Source organism: Roseovarius sp. MBR-51 (assembly GCF_053628575.1).
Window position 1 is genome coordinate 122,142 of the sequence record NZ_JBRJGQ010000004.1, and the last position, 19,207, is coordinate 141,348.

A 19,207-nucleotide genomic window follows, 5' to 3' on the forward strand; every position below is an offset into this window, starting at 1 on the left:
TATGAAACATATCGACCTCAACGGGTGGGCCATCGGCAATGACCGCCCCCTGACCTTCATCGCCGGGCCTTGCCAGCTCGAATCCGCCGATCACGCCCAGATGATCGCAGGCACCCTGCAAGAGGCCTGCGCCGCCTATGGCGCGGGGCTGATCTTCAAGGGCAGCTTTGACAAGGCCAACCGCACCTCGCTCTCGGGCAAGCGCGGTCTGGGGATCGACGAGGGGCTCAAGGTGCTGCAATCGGTCAAGGATACACTTGGCTTGCCCGTGCTCACCGATATCCACACCGCCGATCAATGCGCGCCGGTGGCCGAGGTGGTCGATGTGCTGCAAATCCCCGCCTTTCTCTGCCGCCAGACTGACCTTCTGATCGCAGCCGGTGAAACCGGCGCGGTGATAAACGTCAAGAAGGGTCAGTTTCTCGCCCCTTGGGACATGCCCAATGTCATCTCCAAGATCGAGAGCACCGGCAACACCCGCATCATGCTGACCGAACGCGGCACCTCCTTTGGCTACAACACCCTTGTTGCCGATATGCGCAGCCTGCCGCAGATGGCCGCCACCGGCTATCCGGTGGTCATGGACGCCACCCATTCCGTGCAACAGCCCGGCGGGCGCGGCGGTAGCAGCGGTGGGCAGCGTGAATTCGCCCCCGTCATGGCGCGCGCTGCGGTCTCCCTTGGGGTTGCTTCGGTCTTCATCGAAACGCATGAAGACCCCGACAACGCCCCCTCGGACGGCCCCAACATGATCCCGCTCACGCAGATGTCGGCCCTCATCGACACGCTGATGCAGTTTGACCGTCTGGCCAAGGCCAATCCGATCCACCTCTGACCGACAAAGAGCTTTCATGACCAAACCCCTGCCGACCGTCACCCCCAACACTTGGGAATTTCTGCGCGACCCGATGATCGCGCCCACGGGGTTCCGCGAATACGACGCCCGGTGGAAATATCCCGATCAGATCAATCTGCCGGGCATCACCGCCTTGGGTCTTGGTCTGGGCACGCAAATGCACGCGCGCGGCATCCCGCCTGTGATTGCGGTCGGCAATGATTATCGTGACTATTCGTTGTCGATCAAGAATGCCCTCATGCTGGGCCTCATGCAGGCGGGTATCACCGTCAAGGACATTGGCCCCTGCCTCTCTCCCATGGCGTATTTCGCACAGTTCCACCTTGACGTGCCTGCCGTCGCCATGGTCACGGCCTCGCACAATCCGAACGGCTGGACCGGGGTCAAGATGGGCTTTGAGCGCCCGCTCACCCACGGCCCCGATGAGATGGCGGAACTGCGCGACATCGTGCTTGAGGGCAGGGGCCAGCCTCGCTCCGGTGGCGCCTACGACTTCGTCCCCGGCGTGCGCGAGGCCTATCTCGATGATCTCGTCGGCGATTTCCGCATGACCCGCAAACTCCGCGTCGTCTGCGCCACCGGCAATGGCACCGCGTCGGCCTTCGCGCCCGAATTGTTCGAGCGGCTCGGCGTCGAGGTGGTCCCCTCGCATAACACGCTCGACTACACCTTCCCGCATTACAACCCAAATCCCGAAGCCATGGAAATGCTGCATGACATGGCCGAAACCGTGCGCGCCACAGGCGCCGATTTCGCGCTTGGCTTTGACGGCGACGGCGACCGCTGCGGCGTTGTCGATGACGAGGGCGAGGAGATCTTTGCCGACAAGGTGGGCGTCATCATGGCGCGCGACCTCTCCAAGATTTACCCCAACGCCACCTTCGTCGCTGATGTGAAATCGACCGGCCTCTTTGCCTCTGACCCTGAACTGATCAAAAACGGCGTGACCGCTGATTACTGGAAAACCGGCCACTCCCACATGAAACGCCGGGTCAAGGAATTGGGCGCGCTCGCAGGCTTCGAGAAATCGGGGCATTACTTCCTCGCCGAACCCATCGGGCGCGGTTACGACTGCGGCATGCGCGTCGCGGTCGAGATTTGCAAATTGATGGACCGCAATCCCGATATGTCGATGTCCGACCTGCGACGCGCGCTGCCCGTGACCTATGCGACCCCCACCATGTCGCCCTATTGCGCCGATACCGAGAAATACGCCGTGCTCGAGCGCATCGTCGCCAAACTCGTCGCGCGCCACGCCGCAGGCGAACCCCTCGCCGGGCGCGCGATCAAAGAGGTCGTGACCGTCAATGGTGCCCGCGTCATTCTCGACAACGGCTCTTGGGGCCTCGTGCGCGCCTCGTCGAACACTCCCAACCTCGTCGTCGTCTGCGAGAGCAGCGCAAGCGACGCCGAAATGCGCGCCATCTTCGCAGATCTCGATGCGGTCATCCGCACCGAACCGGGCGTTGGCGATTACGATCAGACGATCTGAACTGCACTACATCTAGTATGAACGACCTCGGGCGAGTCCCGGATTAAATCTGGAACGGGGGCCGCGCCCCCCTCCCCTCCAAACTTGTGTATAAAATCCGTGTACGTATTGCACATCCTGTACACATCAGACCGCCAATCCACGCCCCTTCAGAAGCGCCTCAACCCCCGGCATCCGGCCTCGGAATTGCAAGTATAGCGTTTCGGCATCTTCCGACCCGCCGCGCGAAAGAATGTGCGATTCCAAGGCCTTGGCCCGCTCCGCATCAAATGCCCCGCCAGCTTCCTCAAAACTGGCAAAGGCATCTGAATCCATCACCTCGGACCACATATAGCTGTAATAGCCGCTGGAATACCCATCCCCAGAAAACACATGCGCGAAATGTGGGCTGGCATGGCGCATGGTAATAGCCCTCGGCATGCCGAGATTATCCAATACTTCCAACTGCTTGGCCATGATGTCCTTGGGTGCTTCGCCTTCGTGGAACGCCAGATCGACGAGGGCAGAGGCCACATATTCCACCGTCTGAAACCCCTGATCGAAATTCGCGGCCTTCAGCAATTTCTCCAGCAATTCCCGTGGCATAGCCTCACCTGTCGTGACATGGGTGGCATAACGCTCCAGCACCTCGGGCACTTCCAGCCAATGCTCATAGAGCTGCGAAGGCAGTTCAACAAAGTCCCGCGCCACGGAAGTCCCTGAAATGCTTTCATAATTCACGTCAGATAGCATCTGGTGCAGGGCATGTCCAAACTCGTGAAAGAGCGTGCGCGCATCGTCATAACTCAGCAGCGCCGGATCGCCCTTGGCAAAATTGCAGACGTTGATCACCACCGGCCCCTGAACCTTTGGCCGCTTCGCCTGACCCCGCATAGCCGAGCACCAAGCCCCCGATCTCTTGGAGCCGCGTGCGAAATAATCCCCAATAAAAACAGCGACATGCGCGCCATCGCGCGTCACTTCCCAGGCCCGGCAATCAGGGTGGTAGAGCGGCATATCGAGGGGGTGAAACTCCAATCCAAACAGTCGGTTGGCACAGCCAAACGCCGCCGCGATCATCGCCTCCAGCGACAAATAGGGTTTCAGGGCCGTTTCATCCAGATCATGCTCCGCCTGCCGCCGCTTCTCTGCATAGTAACGCCAATCCCACGGCTCCAATTCTCCATTGATTCCATCGACTTGCATCATTTCCGTCAGCCGTGACGCATCCCGTTCCGCCTGCGCCTTGGCCGGCTCCCAGACTGCCATTAAGAGGTCGCGCACCGCCTCCGGCGTCTTGGCCATCTCGGTTTCGAGTTTGTAAGCGGCAAAGCTCTGATACCCCAGCAACGCCGCCCGCTCCGCGCGCAGGCGCAAAATCTCGGCGGCTACCTCGCGATTGTCGGTCTCACCGCCCATGGCCCCACGCGAAACCCATGATTTATATGCCTTTTTTCGCAAATCGCGACGGGGCGAGAATTGCAGGAACGGCACGATCAACGACCGCGAGAGGGTGATCACGGGCCGCTCCAGCCCCTTCTCGCGCCCCGCCGCGCGGGCGGTATCGACCAGAAAATCAGGCAACCCCTCCAAATCAGCCTCGGCCAGTTCCATATGCCACCCGGCCTCATCCGCCAGCAGGTTCTGCGTGAACGCCGTTCCCAATTCCGCCAACCGCGCCATGATCTCGCGCATCCGCGCCTCTTCCGCCCCGGTCAGAGCCGCGCCAGAGCGGCGGAACCCCCGGTGCGTCAACATCAATAGACGCGCCTCTTCCGGTGTCAGACCAAGCGTATCGCGCGCTGCCCACAGGGTTTCGATCCGCGAAAAAAGCGTTTTGTTTCCATAGAGTTCCGAAGAATATGCCGCCAGTTTAGGCGCAAATTCGCGCTGCAATTCCTGCCGCTTTGGATTGCTGTCCGCACCTGCAAGCGTGTAGAAAACCGACAGCACCTGGTCCAACCCTTTGCCCGAGGCCTCCAGGGCCTCGACCGTGTTGGCAAAGGTGGGCTGTTCCGGATTATCCGCAATCGCCGCAACTTCGGCGCGCGCTTGGGCAAGTGCTGCCTCGAACGCAGGCGCGAAATCCGCGTCCTTGATGGCGTCAAACGGGGCAAGGGCGAACGGTGTGTCCCACTCAGCCAGCAACATGTTGGTCATCACTCTCTCCTTTTCCCCCACATATAGGGCAATCTGCGCGTGGGCTCAGCCCGATCTTGCGGCTTTCGCCATAGAGCGCGTCATAGATCAGCATCTCGCCGCGCAGGGGCTGTCCCGCGCCGGTGATGAGTTTCACCGCTTCCGCCGCCATCATCGCACCGACCACGCCGGGCAGGGGCCCCAGAACGCCAGCTTCGGCGCAAGAGGGTGCAAGGCCCGCGGCAGGCGCTTGCGGAAAAATGCACTGATAGCAGGGGGTGCCATGGGCCGGATCAAACACGCTCACCTGCCCTTCCCATTGCGATAAAGCGCCGGAAATCAACGGTTTGCCTTGAGCGACGGAGGTGGCATTTGAAAGATAGCGTGTCTCGAAATTATCGGTGCCATCTAGGATCAGATCATAGTCGGCGAAGAGGTCGGTTGCGACCTCGGGCGTCAACCGCCTTTGATAGGGATGTACCACGACATGCGGATTTTGCGCCCGCATCGCCGCCATGGCCGATTGCACTTTGGGGAGACCGATATCGGCATCGCGGTGAATCACCTGTCGCTGCAGGTTGGAATTTTCAACGGTATCATCGTCGATCACCCCTATCGTCCCCACGCCCGCCGCCGCCAGATAAAGCAGCACCGGAGAGCCAAGACCACCCGCGCCAATCACCAGAACACGCGCCTCTTTCAGGGCTTTCTGTCCCGGTCCGCCGATCTCGCGCATGATGATATGACGGGCATAGCGGTTGAGCTCTGCTTGGGAAAACAAAGGCTTATGAGATGCAACTGTAACTGCCTCACGCTCAGAGCGAGCCCGTAAGCGGGTCAGTCCTGCGCGGTAAACCAGCACGATCACCGCCGCGCCGCCGACCATCAGCCAGAGCGCCGGGCTCTCGCCCGTGGCCATGCGGAGCGGATGGCCCTCCGGCAGGACCAAGTGCGTCAGCACCACCGCCGCCCAAAGGCCCGTGATCATCCCCCACCGCAGTCGCCGGGGCGTGCCCAAGGCCGCGCCAATGCTCCAGAGCACTGCCGCCATGACCAGCACCAGCAGCATCAGCCAATCCCCGTAGAGCCAAACCCACCCGCGCCGCGCGTGGTCTCGTCCAGCGTCTCGGCGAGAGCGAACCGCGCCTGCGCAACCGGCGCCACCACCATCTGCGCGATCCGCATTCCATGCGTGATTTCAAAGTCTTCGGTCCCGGCATTCATCACGATTACGCCCAAGGGTCCACGATAATCGCTGTCGATGGTGCCGGGGCTGTTGGGAAGGGTAATGCCGTGTTTCAGGGCGAGGCCAGAGCGCGGGCGCACCTGCACCTCATATCCCATCGGCACCGCCAGCCGCAGCCCCGTGGGCACAAGAACCCGCGCGCCCGGTGCCAGCATGACGCGGCCGCGATCTGGAAAGTTCGCGCGCAGATCGGCCCCGGCCGCGCCAGCGGTTTCATAGACGGGCAGGCCAAGGGCGCGGTCCGCCCCTTCCTCCCATTGAATCGCGACGGTCAGCATGCGCCCCTCTTCGTCATGTTGAAAATACGCATGATTTCAACTCAGCGCCGTGGCGATCCGTGCGGCCAGTTGCGCGGCCACCTGATCCTTGCCCATGCGCGGCCACTCCTCGGCGCCGTCTGCGGTGATCAGCGTGACGGCATTCTCGGTGCCGCCCATGATACCGGTCGCAGGGCGTACGTCATTGGCGATGATCCAGTCACAGCCCTTGCGCGCGCGCTTGGCGGTCGCGTTCGCGAGCACGTCATCGGTTTCGGCGGCAAAGCCTACGACAAGTTTGGGCCGACCAGACGTCATGCTTGCGACAGTCGCCAATATGTCGGGGTTCTCGGCAAAGGTTAATTGAGGCAGACCGTCCTTTGTTTTCTTGAGCTTTTGGCTACTTGCACTTGTGACATGCCAATCCGCCACGGCGGCGGCGCAGATTGCGACATCAACCGGCAGGACACTTTTGACCGCCTCCAGCATCTCGTGCGCAGTCTCGACGCGGATCACTTGCACCCCGTCGGGCGGCGGCACGGTGGCGGGGCCGGTGACAAAGACCACCTCAGCCCCAAGCGCGGCGAATGCGCGGGCAATCGCCGTACCCTGCGCGCCCGACGAGCGGTTGGCAATGTAGCGTACCGGATCAATGGGTTCGTGAGTTGGGCCGGAGGTCACCAGAATTCGGCGGCCCGTCAAAGGTCCTTCGGACAGCATTGTCCCGATCGCTGCCATGATTTCGGGTACTTCTGCCATGCGTCCGGGGCCATGCTCACCACAGGCCATATCGCCGTTATTGGGGCCAACAAAGGCTATACCGTCACCGTGTAGCAGAGCGACATTGCGCTGTGTGGCCGCGTGTTGCCACATCCGCACATTCATGGCAGGCGCGATTAAAACAGGCGTGTCGGTGGCCAAAAGCAGGGTGGAGGCCAGATCACTGGCGTGGCCATGTGCCATCTTGGCAATCAGATCGGCGGTTGCCGGAGCAACAACGATCAGGTCGGCCGAACGGCTGAGTTCGATATGCCCCATCTCTGCTTCGTCCGTTAGGTCGAAAAGATCTGAGAACACTTTACGCCCCGCGAGCGCCGACACGGACAGCGGTGTGACAAATTCAGCGCCCGCGCGGGTCAGCACCGGCGTTACCATGGCCCCACGCTCTCGCAGGCGTCGTATAAGCTCGAGCGCCTTATAGGCTGCGATTCCGCCTCCGATGATCAGAAGAATGCGTTTTGAGCTTAGCATTGGCGCTTCCTATGAGATGCGCCCTGACACTAGGCTGCGGGCTGGTGCCGCGCAAGGGTGCGAGACGCTACTGAAATTCCGCACACGGATCGGGTCGCTCGACGGCCGCTGACGATATGATCTCGTCAAAGCCGCCCTCAAGGTCTGCGTTGTCTTCGGTCTGGCCCACGACCCATACTTCTAGATCGGGGGCGACATGTGCTAAATAAGCGGGCACTCCCCAATCGCGGCGGGCATGGCCGTTGCCGGTGATCACTGCCACTGGCCCTCCAGTTTCCTCGATAGCCTGCACTATCGCCCGCGCCAGAACCGCGTCGCGCAGGCGTTGGATGGCCACCATTCCCGGCAAGAGGTTCGCTGGCAGGGCATTGCAATGGGCTTCTTTTTGCATCGCTTCGCGGATTGCTTGCTGATCTTCTGGTAAATCGCGATCAAGGCCGTAGCGTGTGGCATCCTCGCCGAAAACTTCTGAAAGCCCGTCTGTGAGAACCGCGCGAGACGCGTCACGCGTCACTTGTGCACCGAAAACCCTTGCATCAGGGGCGGCGCTAAAAATCGGGTAATACATTGAAAAATCGGGCCATCCACTGGCCTCCCACTGTAACAAATTTTCCAATCGAGCTTTGTCACCCACAAGGTCCGGCGTAACCAATGCAGCTTTGTCCTTGGTCAGCATTTCATAGACCATTGCCCTTGGCTTCAGGTCACTTACACGCTGAGTCTGCACGGCATGGTGCGCCGCGTTGTCATGCACCTCGCCAAGGATCAACACATCTTGGGCCGCTGCGGAAAACGCGACGGTCACGACAGATAGCAAAACAAGCAAACGCAGGATCATGCGAGCAGGTTTTGCACTTCTCCCCCATGCTTTTCAAGATGCTTGCGCATTTTCTGAAAGGCAGCTGCTTCAAGCTGCCGCACGCGCTCCTTGCTGAGGTTCAGCTCTTCGCCGAGGCTTTCAAGAGTGCGCGGATCGTCTCGGAGTTTGCGTTCACGCACGATGAAACGTTCGCGTTCGTTGAGGCGGGCTAAGGCATCAGCCAGCCAGTCGCGCAAAGCATGCATGTCGTGATGGCGCTCGACGATCTCGTCGCCGCGCGCGCCCTCGTCCTCAAGCGTGTCAATCCATTCGCGACCCTCGTCCTCTGCCGATTGTGTGGCATTAAGCGAAAAGTCCGAGCCTGAAAGGCGCCCCTCCATCATTTCGACATCGCGCAAAGGAACACCTACCTCATGCGCAATCATCTCGCGCAGTTGGTATCCGTCAAGCTGCTGCCCATTGGCCATTGCCTCACGTTCGAGGCGCGCTTGCACGCGCCGCATGTTGAAAAACAACGACTTTTGGCTAGATGTTGAGCCTGTTCGAACCATCGACCAGTTGCGCATAACATAGTCCTGAATGCTGGCCTTGATCCACCATACAGCATAGGTGGAAAACCGCACACCACGATCAGGATCAAACTTATCTGCAGCCTTCATGAGGCCTAACCCAGCCTCTTGAATGAGGTCATTCATCGGCGCCCCGTAGCGCCGGAATTTCGAAGCCATCGAAATTGCCAGCCGCATGTAAGCATTGATCAAACGATGCAGAGCTTCCTCATCGCGTTGGTCGCGCCAAGCATAAGCGAGTGCGAGTTCTGTTTCCGCATCCAGCATTTCTGCCTTCATGGCAGTGCGGGACATGGACCTTTGCTGCGGTGCGTCGAGTGGCATCGGATTTCCCCCTTATCGGCGGCGTGACTTCGTTGCGCCCTTTTTCCTCTTATCGCAAAGTGCTACGCACCATGGACGTCGCCGGATCAAAAAAGGAGAGGCCCATTTGTCTGACCTGCCAAGACTGAGCCTCGTTCTGGGCGGGGCTGCCTCAGGCAAATCGAGCTTTGCGGAGCGCCTCGTAACCAACTCAGGCAGACCGCGCATTTACCTCGCCACGGCGCAAGCCTTCGACGATGAGATGCGGGCAAAACTTGTGCGGCACCGTGAAATCCGGGGCCCGGACTGGCGCACCTGTGAGGCTCCGTTTGATCTGGCTCCCGTGCTCGCGCAAGCAAGCGCTCAGGAGGTGGTGTTGCTTGATTGTATCACGATGTGGCTCAGCAATCACCTGCTTGCGGATCACGATCTCGATGATGCCCAATCTACGCTGTTTTCCGCTCTCAATGCCTGTGCTGCGCCAGTGGTTATGGTTTCAAACGAAGTCGGGTTGTCAGTCGTGCCCGAGAACGCTCTTGCCCGGCGGTTTCGAGACGCGCAGGGGCGGCTCAATCAGGAATTGGCTGCACGGTCGGATTTTGTGGTCAATGTCGTCGCTGGTCTGCCTTTGTTTCTTAAGGGCAATTTGCCGTGAGCCGGTTCTTCTGGGTGCGCCACGGTCCGACGCATGCGAAGTCTATGGTCGGTTGGTCGGATATCCCAGCTGATTTAAGCGATGAGGCGCGACTGGCGCGACTTGCGGACCACCTGCCGGTCGACGCGTTGCTGATCTCATCGGACCTTAGCAGAGCTCGCGCCACCGCAGACGCCATCATAGGCGCGCGCGAGCGTTTACCAGATAACCGGGACCTGCGCGAAATTCATTTTGGTGCGTGGGAGATGCAAGACTTTGAAGCTGTCCCGGACCAGAAACTATTGCGCGCATTCTGGGAAATGCCCGGTGATATTCGCCCGCCCGGTGGCGAAAGCTGGCACGAGATAACGCTTCGTGTCGCCCTAGCGACCAACCGCCTGCGCAGTACGTATCCGGGACGAGACATCGTTTTAGTGGCCCATATGGGCGTAATCCTCACCCAAGTGCAGGCGGCGCTAGGAATATCAGCCTACGAGGCATTTGCGCACAGGATCGACAACCTGTCCGTCACCGAACTTCATTGGGCAGGACAGGGTTGGAAAATGCAGGCGATAAATCACCTTCCGTGATGCAAACTCCAACAAAAACTTGCTAGTCGGGTGCCCGTTCTGGCGCTAACATTCAGCAATGACATATGAACTTATCCTCGGCGATTACGGCTACTCTTCTTGGTCGCTGCGTGGCTGGCTCTTGCTCCACCGCTTTGGCTTGCCATACCGGGTGCGCATCCTCGATTTTAACGCCGATTATAGCGTGGCTGAGCAAATGGCCGATCTTGCCCCGGCCCGAACAGTGCCCACGTTGATCACGCCCGAGGCGGCGGTTGTCTCTGACAGTCTAGCGATGGCCGAAGAACTGGCCACCCGTCACCCCGAGGCGGGAATATGGCCCAGCGAGCCACGCGCACGCGCCACAGCGCGTACGCTCGCTGCTGAGATGCATTCGGGATTTGGCGCATTGCGGGGCGATTGCCCGATGAACCTGCGCACGGCCTATACTGGTGTGGTGCCGTCTGAGGCTGTTTTGAGTGATCTTGCTCGGATCGAGACCCTGTGGATGCATGCGCGTGCCACTTGCGCACCCGATGGCCCGTGGCTCTGTGGTGCGTATAGTGCGGCAGATGCTTTCTTTGCGCCGGTCGCCGCGCGGATCGCGGGCTATGATCTGCCCGTATCAGAGGTCGCGCGCGCTTATGTTGCAGCCCACCTCAATGATTTGGCTTTTCGTCGCTGGCGGGCCATGGGTCTTGTGCGCGGTGCGACCCTTTCGCGCTATGCCAAACCTTATGCCGCTGTGGCTTGGCCCGGTCCGATCCCGCGGCCGGCCCGCGCCGTTGAGAGCGGTACCCCCGAGAACGCCCTCTGTCCCTATTCGGGCGAAGCGGTCACGGACTTGATGGAAAGCGAGGGTCGGATTTTCGGATTCTGCAATCCATTCTGCCGAGACAAAACGGTCTCCGACCCGGATGCATGGCCCGCTTTTACCGCTCTGCGTGACGATGCCCCGTAAGCTATCTTAGACGGAGCACGGGTGCCGGACCGATGGGGATTGGCCCCAGAAAGATGCGCCCGTTGCGAAAGGTCAGTGGCACATCGAGCGTATTGGGGTTTCCTGACATTTGCGCCATCAGTGACAGCCCACTGTCCAACGTCCCCAGCATCGACTCGGGTATCACCCCCGTTTGCGCGGCGATTTGCAGCATTTCCCGCCAGTTGCGCGCCTTGAGCGTGATTTCTCCTTCTGGCAAGCCTTCGGGTGTAACGGTTACGTCACCGGCTGCTTGGAGATGCAATTGTCCCCATTTGGCATCTGCCAATCGCAGATTGATCGCGGTCGGCTGCGGGCGGGCTTGCTCGATCGCGCTGCGGTCCCAGAGTTTGTCAAAACTTACCGTCAAATCGGCGTGCAATCCGGAAATCTGCGTGGGCAGACGGCCCTGAGGGTCAAGTTGGGCACGCCATGGTGGCGACAGGGTCAATCCCTCGGCAGTCAGGCCAAGGCGGTACTCTGTCTCCATCTGGCGCTCTGCGGCGAGTGTGAGCGAGGTCAGTGCGGTGTTCTCATCCTGCCGCTCCAACGGTGTAATCTGCAGATACTCGGCGGTCAGTGTGGCGCGCTCTGGGGCGAGCCGCGTATCGGGCGCGATGCGGAGGCTGGCACGCATATCGCGGCTTTCGATGCGGAATTTTTCTTGCGGCGTGGAAATCAGTTGGCTGTTTGGCCATACGGCAATCACATGGTTTGGCTGGTAGCTAAGTGCGAGAATTTGAAAGAAGTCGGCCTCCCACGCCAATCCAGTTTCTGGATCGGCCAGCACCAGATCACTAAAGCCGGTGTCAAAGCGATTGGGAAATCCCTGAACCGTGATGTCCGAGGTTTCGGCCACCCATCCTTCTGCGCGCCGCAAATCGAACCATGTCTCAAACCCACGATTCAATCCGCTTTGCCCGAGGAACCAATATCCGGACCAACCCAATGCGGCGATCACGATCATGGCAAGCAGAAATCTCATGGTGCGCGCCCCTTTCATGCCCTTTGAGAGGTGTTTATAGGGGGTTGTGGGCGAGGAACAGGGGCAAAGGCTATGTGGGTATTCGGCTACGGGTCACTGGTGTGGAATCCCGGTTTCGAGGCCAAGGAACGGGTGATCGCACGCCTTCCGGATTATCATCGCAGTTTTTGTATGCGTAGTATCCACCATAGGGGCACAGAAGATGTTCCCGGTCTGGTTCTCGCGTTGGACGCATATCCCGGGGCTCTTTGCCAAGGGGTCGCGCTACGTGCCGACGCGGCGCAAGCTGATGACGTTCTGAGCTATCTGCGCGAACGCGAGTTGATATCTTCTGCCTATCTCGAGCGACTGCTGAAAATAGACCTTGCCGATGGTCGACGGGTGGAGGCGGTGACTTATGTGATTGATCCCGATCATGTGCAATACTGTGGCGGTCTTGATCTCGAAGAACAGGCTGCGATCATAGCGCGCGCCGTAGGTGGGCGCGGCCCGAACACCGAATATCTCTACAACACGGCTGACCATCTCGGACAGCTTGGCATTCACGACAAGGAACTGGACTGGCTGGTGCGGCGGGTGCGCCATATCTGTGGATAAATCCTTGGCTTAGCTGACCAAGCCGCGTAGGGTTGGCCCAAGAAATCCAAGTGTCGGGAGCGTCCAGATGGACCAGCCGGACCGTGAGGTCGAGCCGCAGTTTTCATATCCCTATCGCCAGATCATTCTGATGTTGGTGGTTCTTGGGCTGACCGCGTTTGGGGCGTTTCTCGCCTTGCCAAGCGTACTGCCGGTTTTTCAGGCCAATCTTTGGCTGAACGGATTTATTTTCTTTGTTTTCATCATCGGAGTGATCGCCACCTTCTGGCAGGTCCTTCAATTGATCGGATCTGCCCGCTGGATTGAGGGCTTTGCCGGACAAGTTCCGGGCCACGAGATGACCCAACCCCCTTCGATGTTGGCACCTTTGGCAACACTGCTGCGATCACGCGGAAAGCGGATGCAGATTGCGTCGACCTCAGCGCGCTCAATTCTTGATTCAGTGGCTCAGCGGATCGACGAAGCGCGTGAAATCACACGCTATATTGTCAGCCTATTGATTTTCTTGGGACTTTTGGGAACCTTTTATGGACTGGCCACGACGGTGCCGGCGGTCGTTGACACGATCCGAAGCCTTGCCCCGCAAGAAGGCGAAGAGGGGATCGAAGTCTTCAGCCGGCTGATGTCCGGGCTCGAAGCGCAGTTGGGCGGCATGGGCGTAGCGTTTTCGTCCTCATTGCTTGGGCTTGCGGGCTCCTTGGTGGTGGGTCTTCTGGAGCTTTTTGCCGGTCACGGCCAGAACCGATTTTATCGTGAGCTAGAAGAATGGATGTCTACGATCACGCGTGTGGGCTTTGCCACAGGTGATGGAGAGGGTGGCGGTGAGCAGGGGGCTGTCGCGCATGTACTCGATCACATGGCCGATCAGATGGACGCGCTCCAGGCCATGCTTGGTCAGTCGGACATGAGCCGCGCCATGGTCGATCAGAAACTAGGCGTGCTGGCGGATTCAATTGAGCGGTTGACCCATCGGATGAGCGACCAGAACCCCGTGCAAGTTGCATTGATGCGGCTCGCTGAAGGGCAGGAACGGCTGATCACGGCACTCGAGAGCCGCGAAGCTCCCCAAACTGAAGGGCTCGATGCGGAGAGCCGCATGCGGCTGCGTTCGATTGATGTGCAGATGCTGCGCATTCTCGAGGAAATCAGCGCCGGTCGACAGGAAACCATGACGGAATTGCGCACCGATTTGGCAGCGCTGACGCGGGTGATGGGACAGACGCGCCCGCCAGTGGCTCCTCGCACCGTGCGACAGGTTATGCCGCGCTCTGATCCGGACGGCAGTGAGGAGGGCTGATCATGGCGCTCTCTCGGCGGACCGGTTCACGGTTTCAGGCCTCAATCTGGCCCGGGTTTGTTGATGCGATGACCGGGCTCTTGCTGGTCTTAATGTTTGTGCTCACCATTTTCATGATGGTGCAGTTTGTGTTGCGCGAAGAAATTAGTGGACAGGCAACCCGGCTTGACTCGCTTTCCTCAGAAGTGGCCGCGCTATCGCGTGCGCTCGGACTCGAACAAGATCGCAGCGCAAGCCTGCAGGATCGCGTTGGCGCATTGACCGCAACTTTGAGTGACGCGCGCACCCGTGAGGCCGAACAAACCGCCTTGATCGACAGCCTGCGCGCCCAAAGTGACGCTCAGGCCGAGGCGCTGAGTGCCGCGCAGGGAAGGATTACCAGCTTTGAGGAACAGGTCGCAGGGCTTTTGTCAGAACGTGACACGGCGCAAGGGCGTATCGCGGATCTAGAAGAGGCGCGCGCTGCGCTGCTCAGTGAGCAGGAGCAGTTGCAACTTGCCTTGGCAGGGCTGCGTAGCGAGGTGGACGCACAGGCTGAAGCCGCCCGCCTTGCAGCGGCGCGACGCGAAGCGCTTGAAGCACTCGCGGCGGACCTGCGTCAGCGCAATGCCGAGGCGAGCGAGGCACAGGCAGCCTTGTCCGAGCAAGTGACAAACCTCGAGCGGCAATTGAGCCAAGAGGAGCAGGCCCGGTTGGCAGAGGCGGCCGCTGCTGAGGCGCTGCGCGGCCGGTTGGCGGATGCGGACGCCGAGCTGACATCTATGACACTCGCGCTGGAAGAGCAGCGCAAGCGGGCTGAGGAAACGCTGACACTTCTCGCCGCGACCAAGGATGCGCGTGACGATCTTGATCGTCGATTGGCGCAGGCCCTGACGGAGAACACTCAGTTGGGTGCTGCTGTTCTCGACGCAGAAGAGACCCGTCAGCAATTGGTGGCGGCTCTTGCTGCGCAGCGTGCTGCGGAGGCGCGCACCGAGGCTCAGATGACAGAGGCGGAGCAACGGGCTGCACTTTTGGCTGAGGCGCGCACGCGCCTTGCAGAAGAACAAGCGGCGGCCAGCGAAGCTCAAAAGCAGCAAGCGCTGCTCAATCAGCAGGTGGCTGCTTTGCGCCAACAGCTCTCTGGCCTTCAGGCTTTACTTGATGCCTCAGAGGAGCGTGAGGCTGAAGCTGAGGTTCAGTTGCAGTCGCTTGGCAATGAGTTGAATACGGCCTTGGCCCGCGTTGCGGCCGAAGAACGGCGTCGGCGCATTGCAGAAGAGGAACGCGCTCGTCTGTTGGAGGCGGAGAAAGAGGATCTGGAGAAGTATCGCTCAGAATTCTTTGGCCGTTTGCGGGATGTACTAGGTCAACAGCAGGGTGTTCAGATCGTCGGTGATCGGTTCGTCTTTTCGTCTGAGGTGCTCTTTGCTCCCGGCGAGGCGGAGTTGTCGCTCGCGGGAGAGGGCGAAATTGCCAAAGTGGCAGGCATCCTGCGCAATGTGATCGGGGATATTCCTGAGGGGATCGACTGGGTGCTCCAAGTTGATGGTCATACGGATGACGTGCCGATTGTAGAAGGCGCGCGATTTGCTGACAACTGGGCGCTCAGTCAGGCACGGGCTCTTTCCGTCGTGCGCTATCTCACGGGCGTCTTGGGATTTCCTGCTGAGCGCCTCTCGGCAAATGGCTACGGCGAATTCCAACCCGTCAATCCCGAGGACACGGCTGCGGCGCGGGCGCAGAACAGGCGTATTGAGCTCAAGCTGACCACGCGGTGATCGCCAATCTGTTCAGGGTCAACGGGTGACAGTGATATCCGCGTGACGCACGGCCAACACGGTATCCCCTCGGGTCAGACGTACGTAACCTCTGTACGCTCCGTCCGGCCATCCTCCGTCAGGGGACTTGCGGCCAAAGGCACGAAAGAGTTGTGCTTGGGGATTCTCAAGGATGACATCATGGCTGAAAATCTCACCTTCCGGCCCTTGGGCGGTGAGCGTTAGTTGGTCGCCTGGTTGGGCGTAAAAAACGTGACCATAGAGCACGAGCGGCTGATCTGATTGAGCGGTTCTGGCACGGGCTGATCCTGTTTGAACTGCATCAAACTCTGGCACCGAAGTGGAAAACCCGGCTGTAAATAAGCCGGAGGGATCGTAGGGTAGTGCGGTGTCCCACATGCTCTCATCCGGCGTGGCCCCGCAGGTATTCCGATTGTCCGGATTGAACGGATCGACGATTTGACCATCCTTGAGAACGCCCAGATGCACGTGCGGGGCATTGGTGAGCCCACTCAGTCCTACCTGACCTAGACTATCGCCTGCCGCAACGCGGTCCCCCTTTTGGACGGTCAGAGACGCTTGCTTCATATGGCAGTAGAGCGTCTGCCATCCGTCCCCGTGATCAATCCGCACGGCGTTGCCGCATTCCTGTCCCTTGATCGTCTCTCGGGTTTGTGCGGTCACGGGCGTGTCGGCCATGCCATCGCGGGTGGCGACCACGATGCCGGGGGCAGCGGCCAAGACATAAACCCCGGTGGCCATGGCGTCGAACGACAGAAGCATGAAATCAATACCACGGTGGTCATCGCGGCTTTTGATGCCACAGGTATAATCGCGTTGACCGGGGCCGGGATCAGTGTCGACATAATCCTCGATATAGCAGGTCTGCCCCAGCACACAGTCAAGCGGCAATCTCAGATCAGGTTGGTCAGCGGCGGCCCCTGTGGCCGCCGCGATCAGAAGTGGTGCAAGTGTCCTTACGACCCGTGCACTCATTCGGCTGTCAAGAGAGGCGGCTTCTTCTTGCCGGTCAGGCGTCGTGTGACTGGACCCTCGACCATCAGGTCGATCTTGTCATCCTTTACACCAACTTTGACAACGCCGCCTTTCAAGAGTTTGCCAAATAGCAACTCCTCGGCCAACGGTTTCTTGATGTGCTCCTGAATCACGCGGCCCAATGGGCGCGCGCCCATCTTTTCGTCATACCCTCGGTCGGCGAGCCATTCAGCGGCAGGTTCGGTCAGCTCTATAGTCACGTCACGATCCATAAGTTGCGCCTCAAGTTGCAACACGAATTTTTCGACGACCTTGAGAATGACTGACTTCGGCAGCGGCCCAAACGAGATCACGGCGTCCAGACGATTGCGGAATTCAGGCGTGAAAGTCCGCTCGATGGCAGCGGTATCCTCGCCCTCCCGGCGGTCGCGACCAAAGCCTATGGCGGATTTTGCCTGCTCCGCTGCCCCGGCGTTCGACGTCATGATCAGGACGACATTGCGGAAATCCACTTTGCGACCATTGTGATCGGTCAGTGTTCCATGGTCCATCACCTGCAACAAGATGTTGAATACGTCGGGATGCGCCTTCTCGATCTCGTCGAGCAACAGTACGCAATGCGGGTGTTGATCGACACCATCGGTCAAAAGACCGCCTTGGTCGAACCCAACATAGCCCGGCGGCGCGCCAATCAGGCGCGAAACTGCATGCTTCTCCATGTATTCCGACATGTCGAACCGCAAGAGTTCAACCCCGAGGGTATCGGCCAATTGTTTGGCGACCTCAGTCTTGCCCACGCCAGTCGGGCCGGCAAAGAGATAGTTGCCGATCGGCTTTTCCGGCTCGCGCAATCCAGCGCGGGCCAGTTTGATCGCCGAACTGAGCGTCTCGATTGCGGCATCTTGACCAAACACCACCCGCTTGAGAGAGGCTTCAAGATCCTTGAGCACCTCGGCGTCGTTCTTTGAGACGTTCTTGGGCGGGATGCGGGCGATTTTCGCAACGACTTCTTCGATTTCCTTGACGCCAATGCTCTTGCGTCGCTTGGAGGCTGCCAACAAATGCTGGGCCGCACCCGCTTCGTCGATCACGTCAATCGCCTTGTCAGGGAGTTTGCGGTCGTTGATGTAGCGCGCCGAAAGATCAACAGCAGAGCGGATAGCGTCATTGGTGTACTTTACGCTGTGGTGATCCTCAAAATAGGGCTTGAGGCCCTTGAGAATTTTTACCGCGTCTTCGACGGTTGGCTCAGCCACGTCAATTTTCTGGAAGCGCCGTGCAAGCGCGCGGTCCTTCTCGAAATGCTGCCGGAATTCTTTGTATGTCGTCGATCCCATGCAGCGCAGTTTGCCGCCTTGCAGCGCGGGTTTCAGCAGGTTCGAAGCATCCATTGCCCCACCTGACGTGGCACCTGCACCGATTACCGTGTGGATCTCGTCAATAAAGAGCACCGCGTCGGGATGTTTCTCCAGTTCGGTGACCACCGCCTTGAGGCGTTCTTCAAAATCGCCGCGATAGCGCGTGCCTGCCAAAAGCGCGCCCATATCGAGAGAATAGATCGTCGTGCGTGACAGCACGCGGGGCGTTTCACCCATGACGATCTTGTGGGCCAGACCTTCGGCGATGGCGGTTTTTCCCACACCGGGATCGCCCACCAAGAGCGGGTTGTTCTTTCGGCGGCGGCAAAGCACCTGAATACAGCGCTCAACCTCTGCATCGCGTCCGATCAGGGGGTCGATATCACCTTTCCGCGCCTTCTCGTTGAGATCGACGCAGTATTTTGCGAGCGCGGAGTCGCCTGCCTCGACTGCGTCTGTCTCGGTCGATTTGGTCCCACTGTCTTCGTCGTGGTTGGTGGCTCCGGTGACTGGCCGCGATTCTCCATAGGCGGGGTCCTTGGCCACGCCATGTGCGATGAAATTTACCGCATCGTAGCGCGTCATGTCCTGTTCCTGAAGGAAATACGCCGCGTTCGACTCGCGCTCTGCGAAAATAGCGACAAGCACATTTGCGCCGGTCACCTCAGTGCGGCCTGACGATTGCACATGGATTGCAGCGCGCTGGATGACGCGCTGGAATGCGGCGGTGGGCACCGCCTCTGATCCGTCGATATCGGTTACAAGATTGGCCAGATCGTCGTCGATGAATTCCACCAGTGTGGTGCGCAAGTCCTCGGTGTTGACGCTGCATGCCTTCATCACGCGTGCAGCGTCAGGTTCGTCTACGAGGGCGAGCAAGAGGTGTTCCAGTGTGGCAAATTCGTGCTGGCGTGCGTTGGCGAGGGCCAATGCCGCATGGATTGCCTGTTCTAGCGTGTTCGAGAATGAAGGCACGGTCGTGCTCCTTCTGATCTTGGCCGGGGCGGGCTGCCCACAAACCTTGGCCTCATAGTCTTAAAGTTTGGTCGATAACGGCCAGTCTTCAAGGATTTTTTCGTCAAACTGGGTCACATTTCGTGATACCAGCGTTGTTTTCATC

The 19,207-nt window shown here is 59.6% G+C and carries 17 protein-coding genes; 8 read left to right on the plus strand and 9 right to left on the minus strand.

Translation table 11 applies throughout. From position 1 onward, the window contains the following. Position 1 precedes the first annotated feature (1 nt). A complete protein-coding gene (gene kdsA, locus ACSSVY_RS07060) occupies positions 2–835 on the plus strand; it encodes a 3-deoxy-8-phosphooctulonate synthase (RefSeq protein WP_454268704.1) in 834 nt (277 codons plus the stop codon). Between the two features lie 16 nt (positions 836–851). Further along, entirely contained in the window at positions 852–2,348 is a 1,497-nt protein-coding gene (locus ACSSVY_RS07065) for a phosphomannomutase/phosphoglucomutase (protein ID WP_454268705.1), read from the plus strand. Between the two features lie 126 nt (positions 2,349–2,474). On the opposite strand, the gene ACSSVY_RS07070 is transcribed toward ACSSVY_RS07065, so the two are convergent. From ACSSVY_RS07070 to ACSSVY_RS07095, 6 genes are all read right to left on the minus strand, one after another. Further along, positions 2,475–4,487 carry a M3 family metallopeptidase gene (locus ACSSVY_RS07070; RefSeq protein WP_454268706.1) on the minus strand — a complete coding sequence of 671 codons (2,013 nt, stop codon included), beginning with the start codon at positions 4,485–4,487 and terminating at the stop codon, positions 2,475–2,477. Then, complete coding sequence (locus ACSSVY_RS07075; protein ID WP_454268707.1) at positions 4,465–5,535, minus strand: HesA/MoeB/ThiF family protein; 1,071 nt, start codon at positions 5,533–5,535, stop codon at positions 4,465–4,467. Before ACSSVY_RS07075 ends, ACSSVY_RS07070 begins: the two co-directional genes overlap by 23 nt. Further along, positions 5,535–5,990 carry a dUTP diphosphatase gene (gene dut / locus ACSSVY_RS07080; protein WP_454268708.1) on the minus strand — a complete coding sequence of 152 codons (456 nt, stop codon included), beginning with the start codon at positions 5,988–5,990 and terminating at the stop codon, positions 5,535–5,537. The genes ACSSVY_RS07075 and dut overlap by 1 nt, the downstream gene beginning before the upstream one ends. Positions 5,991–6,026: 36 nt before the next feature. Continuing rightward, positions 6,027–7,220, minus strand: coding sequence for a bifunctional phosphopantothenoylcysteine decarboxylase/phosphopantothenate--cysteine ligase CoaBC (coaBC, locus tag ACSSVY_RS07085; RefSeq protein WP_454268709.1), 1,194 nt, complete (start codon positions 7,218–7,220; stop codon positions 6,027–6,029). 67 nt (positions 7,221–7,287) lie between these two features. After that, positions 7,288–8,058, minus strand: a complete 771-nt coding sequence (locus ACSSVY_RS07090; protein ID WP_454268710.1) for a ChaN family lipoprotein — start codon at positions 8,056–8,058, stop codon at positions 7,288–7,290. Then, positions 8,055–8,933, minus strand: a complete 879-nt coding sequence (locus ACSSVY_RS07095; RefSeq protein WP_083781534.1) for an RNA polymerase factor sigma-32 — start codon at positions 8,931–8,933, stop codon at positions 8,055–8,057. The genes ACSSVY_RS07090 and ACSSVY_RS07095 overlap by 4 nt, the downstream gene beginning before the upstream one ends. A gap of 106 nt (positions 8,934–9,039) precedes the next feature. Here ACSSVY_RS07095 and cobU point away from each other — a divergent pair, with 106 nt between their 5' ends. Genes cobU through ACSSVY_RS07110 form a run of 3 tightly spaced genes read left to right on the plus strand, consistent with a single transcriptional unit; the run spans position 9,040 to position 11,076 of the window. Next, complete coding sequence (gene cobU, locus ACSSVY_RS07100) at positions 9,040–9,567, plus strand: bifunctional adenosylcobinamide kinase/adenosylcobinamide-phosphate guanylyltransferase (protein ID WP_454268711.1); 528 nt, start codon at positions 9,040–9,042, stop codon at positions 9,565–9,567. Continuing rightward, positions 9,564–10,136 (plus strand): histidine phosphatase family protein, encoded by a 573-nt coding sequence (locus ACSSVY_RS07105; protein ID WP_454268712.1) that lies wholly within the window; start codon positions 9,564–9,566, stop codon positions 10,134–10,136. The genes cobU and ACSSVY_RS07105 overlap by 4 nt, the downstream gene beginning before the upstream one ends. A gap of 58 nt (positions 10,137–10,194) precedes the next feature. Further along, positions 10,195–11,076: a glutathione S-transferase gene (locus ACSSVY_RS07110; RefSeq protein WP_454268713.1), complete on the plus strand. Its 882-nt coding sequence runs from the start codon at positions 10,195–10,197 to the stop codon at positions 11,074–11,076. A 1-nt stretch (position 11,077) separates the two neighbouring features. Here ACSSVY_RS07110 and ACSSVY_RS07115 read toward each other — a convergent pair whose 3' ends face one another. Next, positions 11,078–12,079 carry a DUF2125 domain-containing protein gene (locus tag ACSSVY_RS07115; RefSeq protein WP_454268714.1) on the minus strand — a complete coding sequence of 334 codons (1,002 nt, stop codon included), beginning with the start codon at positions 12,077–12,079 and terminating at the stop codon, positions 11,078–11,080. Between the two features lie 72 nt (positions 12,080–12,151). Between ACSSVY_RS07115 and ACSSVY_RS07120 the strand changes: the two genes are divergently transcribed. The 3 genes from ACSSVY_RS07120 to ACSSVY_RS07130 all read left to right on the plus strand — a co-directional run bounded on the left by ACSSVY_RS07120 (position 12,152) and on the right by ACSSVY_RS07130 (position 15,733). Further along, complete coding sequence (locus tag ACSSVY_RS07120; protein WP_454268715.1) at positions 12,152–12,676, plus strand: gamma-glutamylcyclotransferase; 525 nt, start codon at positions 12,152–12,154, stop codon at positions 12,674–12,676. A 67-nt stretch (positions 12,677–12,743) separates the two neighbouring features. Next, positions 12,744–13,973 carry a biopolymer transporter ExbB gene (locus tag ACSSVY_RS07125; RefSeq protein WP_454268716.1) on the plus strand — a complete coding sequence of 410 codons (1,230 nt, stop codon included), beginning with the start codon at positions 12,744–12,746 and terminating at the stop codon, positions 13,971–13,973. A 2-nt stretch (positions 13,974–13,975) separates the two neighbouring features. Further along, positions 13,976–15,733 carry a peptidoglycan -binding protein gene (locus tag ACSSVY_RS07130; RefSeq protein WP_454268717.1) on the plus strand — a complete coding sequence of 586 codons (1,758 nt, stop codon included), beginning with the start codon at positions 13,976–13,978 and terminating at the stop codon, positions 15,731–15,733. Positions 15,734–15,751: 18 nt separating this feature from the next. On the opposite strand, the gene ACSSVY_RS07135 is transcribed toward ACSSVY_RS07130, so the two are convergent. Both ACSSVY_RS07135 and clpA read right to left on the minus strand, forming a co-directional pair. Beyond that, a complete protein-coding gene (locus ACSSVY_RS07135; RefSeq protein ID WP_454268718.1) occupies positions 15,752–16,729 on the minus strand; it encodes a M23 family metallopeptidase in 978 nt (325 codons plus the stop codon). Next, positions 16,726–19,062, minus strand: coding sequence for an ATP-dependent Clp protease ATP-binding subunit ClpA (gene clpA, locus ACSSVY_RS07140; RefSeq protein ID WP_454268719.1), 2,337 nt, complete (start codon positions 19,060–19,062; stop codon positions 16,726–16,728). The genes ACSSVY_RS07135 and clpA overlap by 4 nt, the downstream gene beginning before the upstream one ends. Positions 19,063–19,207: the final 145 nt, after the last annotated feature.